At 65.0% G+C, this 13,042-nt stretch carries 14 protein-coding genes, 1 tRNA gene and 1 pseudogene; 9 read left to right on the forward strand and 7 right to left on the reverse strand.

From position 1 onward, the window contains the following. Positions 1 to 26: 26 nt before the first annotated feature. From RNC47_RS06380 to RNC47_RS06410, 8 genes are all read left to right on the forward strand, one after another. Positions 27 to 1,340, forward strand: coding sequence for a DNA cytosine methyltransferase (locus RNC47_RS06380; RefSeq protein WP_311596308.1), 1,314 nt, complete (start codon positions 27 to 29; stop codon positions 1,338 to 1,340). A 2-nt stretch (positions 1,341 to 1,342) separates the two neighbouring features. After that, positions 1,343 to 2,137 (forward strand): very short patch repair endonuclease, encoded by a 795-nt coding sequence (locus RNC47_RS06385; RefSeq protein ID WP_311596310.1) that lies wholly within the window; start codon positions 1,343 to 1,345, stop codon positions 2,135 to 2,137. A 227-nt stretch (positions 2,138 to 2,364) separates the two neighbouring features. Next, positions 2,365 to 3,096, forward strand: a complete 732-nt coding sequence (locus RNC47_RS06390) for an Eco29kI family restriction endonuclease (RefSeq protein ID WP_311596312.1) — start codon at positions 2,365 to 2,367, stop codon at positions 3,094 to 3,096. Positions 3,097 to 3,248: 152 nt separating this feature from the next. Beyond that, complete coding sequence (locus RNC47_RS06395) at positions 3,249 to 3,587, forward strand: tyrosine-type recombinase/integrase (protein ID WP_311596313.1); 339 nt, start codon at positions 3,249 to 3,251, stop codon at positions 3,585 to 3,587. Positions 3,588 to 3,953: 366 nt separating this feature from the next. After that, positions 3,954 to 4,223, forward strand: a complete 270-nt coding sequence (locus RNC47_RS37570; RefSeq protein WP_394814721.1) for a transposase — start codon at positions 3,954 to 3,956, stop codon at positions 4,221 to 4,223. Continuing rightward, on the forward strand, positions 4,139 to 4,348 hold the full coding sequence (locus RNC47_RS37575; RefSeq protein WP_394814730.1) for a hypothetical protein: 210 nt from the start codon (positions 4,139 to 4,141) through the stop codon (positions 4,346 to 4,348). The genes RNC47_RS37570 and RNC47_RS37575 overlap by 85 nt, the downstream gene beginning before the upstream one ends. An 829-nt stretch (positions 4,349 to 5,177) precedes the next feature. Next, entirely contained in the window at positions 5,178 to 5,654 is a 477-nt protein-coding gene (locus RNC47_RS06405; protein ID WP_311596315.1) for a WhiB family transcriptional regulator, read from the forward strand. 100 nt (positions 5,655 to 5,754) lie between these two features. Next, a complete protein-coding gene (locus RNC47_RS06410; RefSeq protein ID WP_311596317.1) occupies positions 5,755 to 7,806 on the forward strand; it encodes a hypothetical protein in 2,052 nt (683 codons plus the stop codon). Between the two features lie 82 nt (positions 7,807 to 7,888). Here RNC47_RS06410 and RNC47_RS06415 read toward each other — a convergent pair whose 3' ends face one another. From RNC47_RS06415 to RNC47_RS06435, 5 genes and pseudogenes are all read right to left on the reverse strand, one after another. Beyond that, positions 7,889 to 8,245: an HNH endonuclease gene (locus RNC47_RS06415; RefSeq protein ID WP_311596320.1), complete on the reverse strand. Its 357-nt coding sequence runs from the start codon at positions 8,243 to 8,245 to the stop codon at positions 7,889 to 7,891. Between the two features lie 25 nt (positions 8,246 to 8,270). Further along, positions 8,271 to 8,858 (reverse strand): hypothetical protein, encoded by a 588-nt coding sequence (locus RNC47_RS06420; RefSeq protein ID WP_311596322.1) that lies wholly within the window; start codon positions 8,856 to 8,858, stop codon positions 8,271 to 8,273. Between the two features lie 783 nt (positions 8,859 to 9,641). Continuing rightward, positions 9,642 to 9,860 carry a hypothetical protein gene (locus RNC47_RS06425; protein ID WP_311596324.1) on the reverse strand — a complete coding sequence of 73 codons (219 nt, stop codon included), beginning with the start codon at positions 9,858 to 9,860 and terminating at the stop codon, positions 9,642 to 9,644. A gap of 147 nt (positions 9,861 to 10,007) precedes the next feature. Then, a complete protein-coding gene (locus RNC47_RS06430; RefSeq protein ID WP_311596326.1) occupies positions 10,008 to 10,310 on the reverse strand; it encodes a hypothetical protein in 303 nt (100 codons plus the stop codon). Between the two features lie 79 nt (positions 10,311 to 10,389). After that, a pseudogene (locus tag RNC47_RS06435) lies at positions 10,390 to 10,587 on the reverse strand (ATP-binding protein); the annotation flags it as partial. A gap of 133 nt (positions 10,588 to 10,720) precedes the next feature. Here RNC47_RS06435 and RNC47_RS06440 point away from each other — a divergent pair. Further along, complete coding sequence (locus RNC47_RS06440) at positions 10,721 to 11,872, forward strand: site-specific integrase (RefSeq protein ID WP_311596328.1); 1,152 nt, start codon at positions 10,721 to 10,723, stop codon at positions 11,870 to 11,872. Between the two features lie 75 nt (positions 11,873 to 11,947). Here the strand turns inward: RNC47_RS06440 and RNC47_RS06445 are convergent. After that, positions 11,948 to 12,021, reverse strand: a tRNA-Pro gene (locus tag RNC47_RS06445). Positions 12,022 to 12,065: 44 nt separating this feature from the next. Then, positions 12,066 to 13,007 (reverse strand): metallophosphoesterase, encoded by a 942-nt coding sequence (locus RNC47_RS06450; protein ID WP_311596330.1) that lies wholly within the window; start codon positions 13,005 to 13,007, stop codon positions 12,066 to 12,068. Between the last annotated feature and the right edge of the window lie 35 nt (positions 13,008 to 13,042).

Consider the following 13,042-nt stretch of genomic DNA (forward strand, 5'->3'; position numbering starts at 1 on the left):
CCACAACTCCGCGGTATGCTTTTAGAGTGGCTGAACTGCAGGAAAAATCAAAGAAGGACCGCACGGGTGTCGAGCTCTTCGCTGGCGCTGGTGGTCTGGCCATGGCCGTCCATCGCGCCGGGTTCCGCCCTCTCCTTTTCAACGAGTTCGCCAAGCGGGCGTGCGAGACGCTGGAGGCCAACGGCGCCCAGCGGCTGCCCGACGGGCAGAAGCCGACCCGACCGCCCGGGCCTGGTGAGAAGGTGCCCCTCTTCGCGGGCGACGTCCAAAAACTCGACATGGACTACCTGGCCGGCAAGGTGGACGTGCTCGCTGGCGGTCCCCCCTGCCAGCCGTTCAGCCTCGGCGGCGTCGCGAAGGGGGACGAGGACAAGCGGAACATGTTCCCGCAGATGTTCAAGGCTGTCCGTCAGATTCAGCCAAAGGTTGTGATCTGCGAGAACGTCCGCGGCCTACTCAGGCCGTCTTTCCGTCGCTACTTCGACTACATCCAGCGTGAGCTAGAGCTACCCTTCGAGGAACGACGCGAAGGCAGCAACTGGGAGCAGCACTACGAGCAGCTGCTGGAGCGGCGGCTTGAAGAAGAGCCGGGTGGACTCAAGAAGCGGTACGAGGTCGTCATGATGCCAGTGAACGCGGCCGACTACGGAGTACCTCAGATCCGCAACCGCGTGATCATCGTCGCTTTCCGTCGCGATCTGAACGTCGACATCGACCTGTTCAAGAGGCTTGTGAAGCCAACTCACTCCGAGACTGCCCTCTTCCGGTCCATGGAGGACGAAAGCTACTGGGTGCGGCACCCTAACGTCCCCGACCACGTACGTGAGTGGGTCATGGCCCGCCTGCCCAAGACGATGCCGATGGACGACGGCCTGTTGCCCTGGCACACGCTGCGTGACGCGATCGCCGGCATTGGAGACAACAAGCCTCTGCCAGATGTGCCGGACGAGTGGCTGGATCGCACTGAACACTTCCTAGGCGGGTTCACAGAGCATATTGGCTGGCCCGGAGCTCGCATCTACGACGGACATACCCCCAACGAACTCGACCGCCCGGCGAAGACCGTCAAGGCCGGAGTACATGGTGTACCCGGCGGCGAGTCGGTCATGCTCTTGGACGAGCTGGTGGCCGACAAGACTTCCCAGGGTGGTGTCCCGTACAAATACAGATACATGACGGTCCGTGAGACCGCTCGCGTCATGACCTTCCCCGACACGTGGGAGCTCAGAGGGCCGCGAGGGGAGAAAATGCGCCAGCTCGGCAATGCCGTACCCGTCGCCCTCGGAGAAGTCTTCGCCAAGGCCGTCGCCGCCGTACTGGACGATGCGGAGGAACGTTAGAAGTGACAAGTCCCACCAGCAGAGCGCAGAGCGGCTGGAAGCACGACTCACCGCCGGACCGGGCGTGGAAAGGGCGTCCCGGCAGGACCCGGGCTGCCATTGCCGCCGAACAGGATCGGGCCGCTGGCGGTCGTCACCGCCGTTCCGTCGATCTCGGCGAGGGGCGGTTCGCCCGGGCTTCGGTAGAGCTGAAGGTTCTTCCTGACACGCGACGTATTCGCGCGTACCTGCGCTGGTCCGACGGCGGCAAATCCCCTGCCCGTTACCTAGGGCAAGTCGAGCACAAAACTCGGGCCGCAAACCTTGCCGAAGGCTGGAAGATGGCCTGGGAAAAAGGCCTTCTCACCGAGGAACCGCCTGCAGAGGACTCCTGGGCTTCCTCGCCGTCGGTACGCGCGGTGATGCGGGCCAATCGGGGCAAGGACACCCGACCCGAGTTGAGGCTCCGGTCCTTGCTACACAAGCGGGGTCTCCGGTATCGGGTGGCGTCACGGCCTCTGCCTGAACTACGGCGCACCGCCGACCTGATCTTTTCTAAGCCGAAAGTCGCGGTGTTCGTCGACGGATGCTTTTGGCACGGTTGCCCAGAACACCTTCGGAAGTCGCATAAGAACGCCGAATTCTGGCGCGGCAAGATCGAAGGCACTCAGAACAGGGACGCGGAGACGGATCGTCTCCTGCGAGAGGCGGGCTGGACGGTCGTTCGCGTCTGGGAACACGAGGATCCTGACGCGGCAGCCGCGCGAGTTATAAGCGTCGTGCGAGGCTCACTCATAAATCGCGACGAACCGGAATAGCTTAGCGGAATTACCTACAGCTCGCACAAATCAGCAATTCTCGGGCATAGACGTCTGTTTTTATCAAGGTGTCGCGCCAAGGAGGTCGGGCATCCCGGACGACAAGTAGGATCCAACCATGGTTTCCAGCCCAGTGCCCCCCCCAGTTCAACCCTTTGGACCTTGACTTGCTCGGCCGTAACCTCCGTGAGGAGATGGACAGGCGCCCACGGGTACCCCTAGATGAGATGAAGCCGTTTTCGGGTGCGGGACTATACGCGCTTTACTATAAGGGCGACCTCGAGATCTACAAAGGATTGAAGCATGCGGACACCCCCATTTATATAGGGAAAGCATCGGCTGGCGATAGCAGCTACGGAGATCCGCCAAACTGGTCTCAGCGAAAGCTGTTCGACCGAATAAGCGACCACCGTAGAAGCATCAATGAACCTCACAATCTCCACGCTTCAGATTTCGATGTAAGATATCTGACCGTCGATGACATTTGGATCGTTCTCGGTGAACGGGCCCTCCTGCGTGCCTATAGTCCGGTTCTTTGGAATACTGTGATGACTGGTTTTGGCGCGAACCCACCAGGACAGGGGCGGAGGAATGCCCGCTCAGTCTGGGATTCGGTCCACCCGGGACGGAAACGGGCGATCGGGCTACTCTGCAATCGCAGTTACAGCGGCGTCGAGATGGATAAGCTCATCTTGGACGGCATCGAAATTTCACTGATGGAGGCGGGCGAGCAGCGCGATAAAAAGTTGAAGGAATTCCGGAACCGCCCCGCAGAAACAATCTGGCAGGAAGCTAAAGGCCCCGGGAAGGGACCTAAGCCTGTCCTCGTGTTCCGACATGAAGTGTTCCTCGAAGAAAACAGCCGCTTTGGAGTCGACCTCGATGATATCGAGTGGGAGCTGGCTGCGGCGCCAGAGCAGAAAACAGCAGAGGAAACCGGTCTGTTCCCTTCTGAGTAATTAACGGTCACGGGTGTCGTGTCGACTGCTGTTTCATGGCGCCGTGCTCGTAGCGGTCGCCCCGTGCTCACCGATGGACCCCGCGCAGGAGGTACGGAGGACGGCAGCCGGCTCGAAGTGGCAGGAACACGGACTCGCCTTCGCCTCGGAAGTTGACACCGAGTCGGCGGCGGCCACCTGGTGCTCTCGACGCGCGTTACGGCACCCCGATCGATCCGAGGAACTTCAACCGGGAGTTCGTGCGACACTGCGAGCGGGCCGACGTCCGCTTGATCCGCGTGCACGACACCCGGCACACCTGCGGGTCGCTCCTCACGGCGATGGACGTGCACCCGCGCATCGCCATGCAGATCCTCCGGCACTCCGAGATCGCGGTCACGATGGATGTCTACACGCACATCCCGTCGAAGGAGACGCGACGGGCGTTGCGCAAGCTGGGCAACGCCCTCGGTCGCAAGCCGAAGGAAGGGAAGGGGCGGCGGGGGCCGTAGCGGTTGCTGTACTCCACTGCTGTACCGCAACCGAACTGCGCCGCACCACCAACCGGCAGCGCTTGGTACCCGAAATAGCTAGGCCCTGTCCGGGCGATTTTCTTCGGGCCCGCGCCGCCAGCTACGGCACCTCGCTGCGTTACCGAATCGCGCGAATACGGCCAAGTATGAGCTGCGATCCGGCGCCTTGCGATGCACCGCATCTGACGCCGCGGGCTGATCCTCGAAGATCGCCCGGACAGGACCTAGCCATCAGTTCCCACCACAGCTATCCAAGTCTGTTGGGCACGGGCACGGCTGTCTGCTCTGTGCACCCGCCGTGCGCGCCAAGGGCTAGCCCGTTTCCTTCTGGATCATTGATCTGGTGTGTCGTTGACTGACGCCCAGTGGGCACGTATCGAGCCGTTGCTGCCGGATCGGACGCCAAAGCGGGGCGGGCGGTGGCGGGATCAGCGGCAGGTGATCGACGCGAGCGTGTCCAAGCACCGCACCGGCACGCCGTGGGTGGACCTACCCGAGCACTTCGGCTCATGGGAGGGAGCGCCCACAACATGCTGCGAAAGTGGACTGCAGACGACACTTGGAAGAAGGTCTTCACCGCGTTGCTCACCAAGGCCGACGCCGAGGGCGATCTGAACCGGGTGGTCGCGGTCGACTCCACGATCGTCCACGCTCATCAGCACGCCGCCGGGGCCCGTCAAAAGGGGCCCCGGCCGGCAAGCCGGTCCACCATGTCCTCGGCCGCTCCTGCGGCGGACTGACCACCAAGTTTCACCCCGCCGCTGATGGCCGCTGCCGGCCCCTGGCGTCCGTCATCACTCCGGGCCAGGCGGGCGACGCACCCGCCTTCGAGCAGGTCATGAGCCTGCTGCGGGTGCCCAGACGCATGGGCCGCCCCCGGGTCACCCCCGACGCGGTCCTCGCCGACAATGCCTACTCCTCAAGGGGCGATCCGCGCGCATCTACGTCGCCGCAGAATTCGCGCGGTGATTCCGCAGCCAACCGACCAGACCGCGAACCGCCAAGCGGCTCGGTGTCCCTGAAGCGCTAACTGGGCAGTGGTGATGGTCAACTCCCTCGTCTGCTGTCGTTGAACTCAACGTCGGGTGTCGGAGCCGCTCACCCGCCGATACGTTGTGGGTGAGCGCTACGGGTGGTCCGCCCTCGAAGTCCAAGCCCGCAGAAAGCGCTGAATCGTTGCAGCGTCGTCTCCAGCCCCGGAGCAGCTTGGACACGTATTCGGCTCTGTGGCCATGGCCGCCGGTGGGCGGAACGCCCACCGGCGTGAACGAGTAGCACGCGTGAACTCAGGCCCCACCGCCATGACTTCGGCAGGATGAGCACCATCTCTGCGTTTCTCCCGTATCGACGGGGTCGAGTGCCACACTGGTGATGGCTTCGCTTCGGGGGTCACTCCGCAGGCCGTACGAGCACCGGTTGGTGCAGGCACGCGACAGGGCTGAGAATCGCTCAGAACTGCTCGTCTCGTACGACTAGAGACTCGGACGGCGCCACATGATGATCAAGAGAACGTGGGTGTGACCCCCTCGTCCTTACACGCACGCGAGGCGTGATCTGAGGAGGAGCGCCGTGAAACCCCACGACGAGATCGAGTACCTACTTTCGCCGGATGCCCTGTTCTGGGCCATGGAGCCCTTCGGCCCGCCCCTGGGTGAGGCAGCCTGTCACGTGTGGGACGCGACGAGGTTCCCCAGCCAGGCGGAGCAGCAGGCGGCCTTCGACGGAGAACCCGTCAAACCGGAGCGGGACATCCCGCAGGCCCGCGCTATGTGCCGCGAGTGCCCGTTGCTGCAGAGCTGCCGGCGCTACGCCCTTGACAGTCGAGACGAGCACGTCTTTCTCGCCGGCGAGACGGCGGAGGAGCGGCGCAGGAGGTGGCGTAAGTCCGGCGAGGTCGCCAAGCGGCGCCGTCAGGTAGCCGAGCTGTGTGCCTTGAAAGTGCCGACGGTGATCATCGCGCAGTTGCTCGGTCGTGACGAGAGTTCGATCCGTAACGATCTTCGGATCCTTGGAGGTCGTCTTCCGCAGTCGCTCACTAGCGCGTGAGTCAGGTGGCCGCCGGCAGGCTTCACGACGCCGTCGGCGGCCTCATGCGGAGCCCGTTTCGGTGTGTCCGCACACCACCAGCCCCCACAAACCTGTGCTGATGGAGGAGATCACGATGGATCGGCAGGAATCCGAACACCAGAAGAAGGCCGAAGACGTGGAAGAGCTCGAAGGCGTTGAGGACGAGTTCGACGCGGACGACAGTACGGAGGAGGACAGCGCTGCGATCTGGTCGCGCTTCGCCGAGGACGAGCTGCCGTCGATGGCAAAGGTGGCCGCAGTCCGGCGCGCAGCTGCGGCGGGCGAGGATGTAGGGCTGCCGGCTGAGTTCGCCGCAGCGCTCGCTCATGCCGCCGTTGACCCTAGTGAGCTGAGGTCCCTGCTGAAGCGACCAACGCGAGTCAATGTTGCGGGGGGGGTGATCGAGGCGATCGACCTCGACCTGTATGTCCCCGGACTCGTTCCGCTACCGACCAACAACCGCACTATGGAGCGGCGCGTGTACCCGGCGGCCGGCGCCGAGGGATTTGTGGGTCCGCTGACCGGTCCGCGCTCTACTCCGGGCGAGACCAGCACACTCTGGATCGAGGGCGAGAGCGTCAGCCACGTCTTGGAGGAGACGGAACGGGCCCACGAGTTCATCATGTCGAGAAACAATTTGCGGGAGTCTATCGCCGCGCGCGGCATCGCCATGCCGGTGACCGTTGTCCTCTTCGAACTGCGGCATCGTGACGGGCAATCATCTATGCCTCTCCTGGGCACTGCAGACGGTTCCAGCCGGATCACCAACGCACAGGATATCCTTGGGCTTACAGAGGAGCAGATTCACTATCATTTCCCCACGAACCGGGATGACTACCGTCGCACGATCGGTCGCATCAGCGGGGAGAATCCCCAGGATCTGAGACCGACCGCGCATCGCAAGCTGATCCGACAACGCAACGCCTTGATCACACCGGCTCGTGTGTTCCTCCGCTTTACCCCGACCAGAGAGGGATATGATTACGCGCGGGCGGTCAATGCCTTCGTCGGCATGCTTCACGTCGATCCTCCTCGGCCGTGGAGTCAAACGGGCAAGCTGGAGGCCATGGCCGAAGCCGTCTTGGACGTGCTCCGTGGTGCCGAGGTGCTCGACGACCCGGTGCACGACTACCTCGCCGGCCTGCTCACGCCAGCAGAAGCGAAGGCAGCGGGACTTCCCGTGGAGCGAGACGAACAGGCGGCGTATGTCCTTGCTTCCCTGCTACGCGAGCATCATCGTGAACTAGTCGAGCGCGGCATCCGAGACGTCACCGCCAAAAAAAGCGTGAGTGCCGGGCGACGAACCGAGGTGATCGCGGAGTTGGCCCTACGGCCCACTCGAAGCATCGCAACCACTCTCGACCCTCGCGATCCCGAACGGCTACGGGCTGACCGGATGCGCGCCCCGTACCTGCGTTGCACCCGGCTGGCGCGATACGCCACGGTGCCGTGGAGGGTCACCGGCCGTACCCCTCAAGCCCTGCTTGAGGCCGCTTTGTTGGAACTTGTCGTTGGCAATGCGTCGCCCACCGAACCTGAGGCCTGGGTGGCTCGGCTTGAACTAGCGGCTCTGGCCCAGTATCACTTGACCGCCTGGGGTGGGCTGCAGCGCGAGCCGATGGGCAGCGCCAATGCTGACAAACGTGGGCCACATCAGATTCTAGAATTGATGCTCCATGACGAACTCGGGTTGCATGTGCTGGCACAGGCGATCGTCGACGGACGTGCCAAGACACGCCCTCGCCGGGTTAATGAGAACGGCGAGTTCGAGCTCGGCAGCCTCGACGAGTCGGGGAAGTGGCAGGAGGATCCCGAAGGCAAGCCGATGCCGATCGAGGACACTTGGTTGCGCTACGAGGCCTATCCCGCAGGCACCGTGGTCCCGCGGCCGGTGACAGCGCCGAATGAGACACCCCGGATGAAGGCGACACGTCTGAAGGGCCAGATCGCCCAATTCATCGAACAGACCAACCTAGACGTTGACGAGCTCGCCAGCGTAGAGGAGCCGGGGGGAGCCCGGCTGCTGGACCGGGAGGGCTGGTCCAAGCCAAGTGAACTCCTCAACCAACTGATGGAGATTCACTCGCAGATCAGCTACTGGGCACGCGTAGCCGAGCGCCGGATGCCATGATCTGAGGGGCGCACTAGGAGGGGGGAGCCCTAGGGGCTCCCCCCTCTCTCGCCGCTTCAAGGATCCGAATTCGGCACCGGCGCTAGAGGGCGGTCTCAACCCTTGCAGATCCGCCCTGCAACGGGATCACGGCCTGTGCGGTGGCCTGACGATGCATAGTCCAGTGCTGAGTAAGCCACTTAATGTGGTCGGCGGTGACGATAACCGTAAGCGGAGCGCCGTGGAGCTTGGCGTAGTCCGGGTAAAGCCTGAGCTCGTCGTGCAGGTGCAGGGTGCCGGTCTGCGGGTTGACAGCGATCAACCCGAGGTCGAATAGCCGGTGCAGGTCGCGGCGTAGGAGTAGGCCACCGCCCTTGTGATGCTTGCCGTTGGCGGCGTAGCTGTACAAGTGTGCGGCCTCCAACGCTTGCACCGGGGCCGGCCCGGTGAACGCGCACACGTTGCCGAAGCTCTCCAGCAGCTGCTTACGGAAAGCCGCGCACGCGGATGGTCGCGGTGCTGTGGCCGCCCTGAACGGTGTCATGGGCGGTATCGATGATGCCTAGCGGCAGCGGCACGGAGCCGTAGGCGAGGGCCTGTTGGAAATCGGGCCAGCGCAGCTCGCGCAGGCTGTTCTGCGACTTCGGCTTCACGCACAGGGCCCGCAGCTCGGGCGCCATCAGCGTGCCGCGGGCCGGAATCCAGCCCGCCTCGTGTCGGCTCCGGTAGGTGACAACCGTCTTGTCCTTCCAGCCGGCTGTCTCGGACTCGTGCTTGCACTCGCTGTTCCAACACACGAAGCGCGGCATCTTCTTCTTGCGCTCGGCGACATCGGCCTTCCCGCACTTGAGGCAGTACGGAGTCTTCTTCTCGGCCTGGCCCAGGGTGATGTCCTCGATCACCGACAGGCCCAGCAACTTGGTCGCGTCCCACAACGCAATCACGTCCCCGACCCGCACGGTGGCGTGGTTGGGCACCGTGTTGTCCCAGCTGTAGTGAGTGGCGGGGCTGTCATCGTACCCCTCACCGATCCGCTTACTGCCGTCCTTCGTCAACATCAACCAGGCTGCCACGTGTCCCCCTATACCACACACAGATGGATCACGCTGCTTCGCGCTTATGCGAGAGTTAGCGTCACAGAAATTAACGCTAGTGGTGGCCACTGAAATATCGCCTCAGAATTCCCGTCGATCTCCCACGCGCCAGGTGCGGCGTGCGTCCGAGCCAATCCTATCGGAGTAGGTGGAGGACCCGGCAGGACAAGTTCAGAAAGTTCAAGAGATCAGTCAGCTCTTTATGGCTAACTCGACCAATAGTCCAGACGTCAAGAAGCCGTAGCCATCCTCGGTGATCTCGCCCCCAGCCGGTAGCCCGCTACACAGCCACCGTGGGGATACCTTCCCCACCAGCATGCACCACAGTCGTCCTGCTCCCATCCCGTCCGCCGTCGACCCACACGTCTGTGGAGCGGGCGTGGTTCATGGCGTCCCAGGTGGAGCGCGCCATTCTACGAACGACCTGGACGCCATGGGCCGCGTCTGCTCGGCTCGGCCTGGGGCGATGGCCGACGGGATGGGAGCTCACCACATTCGCCACGATGCGCCCGCAGCCGGGAACGGCTCTCTACCCCACCCGGTGCAGGCCGATCCCCCGCCGGAGACATCGCCCTTGACCGGTGGCCGTGTGCTCGTTGGTGCTCGACTCATGACCTCCGGGCCTACCCGCACGTGGACGGGCGTCGGTGCAGCCGGGGCGGAGCGGGCCGGAGGCAGGAGCGGCGCCCCGAGCGGCGCCGGGAAGCCCGCCCGGCGGAGCGGAGCGCAGCCAGTGCTTGAAGTCGTGGAGAAGGTTGTAACTCACTTGGTCTGGCGGCGGTGTGGGCGCTGTCGGTCGCGTTCGATCTCGTAGGCGATGGTTTCGGCGCAGTCGAGGACGAGGCGGAGTTTGGTGAGGATGTCTCGGCGGGCCTGGCTGATGAGTTTGTAGTGGTCGGGGCTGTTGCCTCGTGGTGCCCATAGGCCGCGGTGGCCGTGTTCGTTGACGGTGTTGCGGCAGTACTGGATCACGGCGTTCATGGCGACGCGGATCTCATCGCGGTAGCCCTGTTCGATCTCGGGGCGGAGCGGTGCCTCGTCGGCCTGGTCCTCCTGGTCAATGTGGTGAGTGGTGATGGGGCCTGCTTGGGGAGTGCGGTGCGGTTGGCGGGGGCGTGCGGACAGTAGCTAGCGGAGGCTGTCTTCGTGGATGGTGTGGGCGTAGAGCTCGCCGTTGACGAGGAGCGCGAGAGCGTGTTCGTGCTCGGCCTGGTCGGTCAGCCAGTGGCGCACGATGGCGGCGGCCGGTTCGTCGAGTTGGTCCGCGATGTGGCCGGCGCGCGTGCGGAACCAACGCATCACCGGGCGCGGCGTCGCGGCGGGGTGAGATCCGAGCCAGAACGTCTGCTCGGTCTCGGGGTAGGAGGCGATGGCCTCGCACCAGAAGCCCATGCGCAGTTCGAGGCGGACCGCGCGGGCCGTGGTCAACATGAGTCGGCCCCTGGTGGCTTGGGGGGAGTTCGGCGGTGATGGTGTGGCCTCGGTGGTCGCCGTGGATAGTGACGGTGTCGGCGTAGGCGTGGACGAGGGCCAAGCCTCGACCGCCGGTGCTGTCGGTTGTCGGGTCCTGGACGTGGGGGCGGGTGGTGGCGCCTCCCGAGTCGGTCACGGCGATGGTGATGCCTTCGGGGGAGTGGGTGAGAGTGAGGCGGAAGCCGCCGCCGGTGGTGTGGGTCAGGGCGTTGGTGCCGAGTTCGGTGACGATCAGGGGCGTCGTCTGCTCGTGGTTCCCCGTCGAAGATTTCTCGAACGAGTTTGCGCACCCTGGTGATCTCTTGCGGAATGCCGCGACAGGTGACTACCCAGACACGGAACCGACTCACATACTCGTGCATACAAGTTTGTTTCTGCTGGTAGACGGCTATGGGCAGGTCGGTTGTGCGGTCGTCCATGAGAAGTGGATCAAGATGCACGCGGAAGCCAGCAAAGGGCCAGTCGCCACGGCCGTTCCGACTGTGGGCAACTACCTCGCCTACTGGCTCCGGGAAGTGGTGGAGCCCAACCTCCGGCCGCTGACCGCAGCGACGTACGAGACGAACGTCCGGTTGTACATCCTTCCGTTCCTGGGTGCGAAGTGGCTGGACCGGTTGAGCGTCCGGGACCTTCGCACATGGATGAACAAGCTCGCGGAGACCTGCCAGTGCTGCGCGCAAGGCAAGGACGCCGCGCGGCGGTGCCGTGCGCGTGGGCAGTGCTGTGGCCGGACGTTGTCCAAGCGGTCGGTCAACGACGCCCGGACCGTGCTGCGGAGCGCGCTCGGCAACGCGGTTGTTGAGGAGCTGATCGCCAAGAACGTCCCCCAGATGATCAAGGTGCCTCGGGCCCGGCGGAAGAAGCCCGAGCCGTGGTCCGTGGAAGAAGCCTGCGGCTTCCTGGAACGAGCCGAAGCGGAACGGGACTACTTCTACGCGGCCTACGTCCTGGTCCTCGTGCTTGGCCTCCGCAAGGGGGAGGTTCTGGGGCTCACCTGGTCGGACGTGAACCTCGACGCGACCGAGCTGCGTGTCCGGCATCAGCTCCAGCGGGTTCGCCGGCAGCTCATCCACTCGGACGTGGCCAAGACGGAGGCGTCGGAGGCGGTGCTCCCGCTGCCTGACATCTGTGTCGCGGCGCTTCGGGCCCGGCAGAAGCACCAGGCAGCGGCGAAGGAGGCGGCCGGCGAAGTGTGGCAGGGCTCGGACCTGGTGTTCACGACGCGCTACGGCACCCCGATCAATCCGGGGAACTTCAACCGGGAGTTCGTGCGACGCTGCGAGCGGGCCGACGTCCGCTTGATCCGCGTGCACGACACCCGGCACACCTGCGGGTCGCTGCTGGCGGCGATGGACGTGCACCCGCGCATCGCGATGCAGATCCTCCGGCACTCCGAGATCGCGGTCACGATGGAGGTCTATACACACGTCCCGTCGAAGGAGACGCGGCGGGCCTTGCGCAAGCTAGGCAAGGCCCTCGGTCGCAAGGCGAAGGAGGGGAAGGGGCGGCGGGGGCCGTAGCGGTTGCGGTACTCCGCTGCTGTACGGAACGCCAGAGGCCACCTACTAAAAAGAGTAGGTGGCCTCTGAGCTGTGTCGGGGTGGCGGGATTTGAACCCACGACCTCTTCGTCCCGAACGAAGCGCGCTGCCAAGCTGCGCCACACCCCGGTTCAACGGGGACTACTCTAGCCGACCGCCTGGCGTACGGGAAATCAGGTTTCGCGGGGGACCAGGGTCAGGAGGGTGGCCTCCGGGGGGCAGGCGAAGCGGACCGGGGTGTAGCGGTTGGTGCCGCAGCCGGCGGAGACGTGGAGGTAGCTGGTGTGGCCGGGGGTCTCGTGGGTGGAGAGGCCTTTGACGCGGTCCGGGTCGATGTCGCAGTTGGTGACCAGGGCGCCGTAGAAGGGGACGCAGAGCTGGCCGCCGTGGGTGTGGCCGGCGAGGATCAGAGGGTAGCCGTCGGCGGTGAAGGAGTCGAGGACGCGCAGGTAGGGGGCGTGCACCACGGCGAGGGAGAGGTCGGCGTCGCGGTCCGGGCCGCCGGCGACCTCCGCGTAGCGGTCGCGGCGGATGTGCGGGTCGTCGAGGCCGGTGAGGGCGATCTCGGCGCCGGCGGCCTTGATGCGGCCGCGGGCGTTGGTGAGGTTGGCCCAGCCGGCGGCGTCGAAGGCGTCGCGCAGCTCCCACCAGGGGTTGCGCGGCACGTTGCGCGCGGGCGCGTTGCCGTTGAGGCCGTGGCGGCCGGTGGCGCGCTCGGCGAGGTAGCGGGCCGGGTTGCGCAGCCGGGGTGCGTAGTAGTCGTTGGAGCCGAAGACGTAGGCGCCGGGGAATTCCAGGAGCGGGCCGAGCGCGTCGAGGGCCTCGGGGACGGCTTCCGGGTCGGAGAGGTTGTCCCCGGTGTTGATCACGAAGTCCGGCCGCAGCCCGGCCAGGGACTGGAGCCAGCGGCGCTTCTTGTTCTGACCCGACACCATGTGGATGTCGGAGACCTGCAGTAACCGCAGCGGCGGCATCCCGGGCCGCAGGACGGGGACGGTCACGCGACGCAGGCGGAAGGCTCGGGCCTCGTAGCCGGCGGCGTAGGCGACCGTGGCGGCGGAGAGCGCGGTCACCGCGAGCGCGGCTTTGAGGGGGACGCGGTATCGGGCACGCATGGGTCCCATCGTTTCACGACTGCCACAATGGCTCG

The sequence above is a fragment of the Streptomyces millisiae genome (genome assembly GCF_031845425.1).
Classification (GTDB): Bacteria; Actinomycetota; Actinomycetes; order Streptomycetales; family Streptomycetaceae; genus Streptomyces; species Streptomyces millisiae.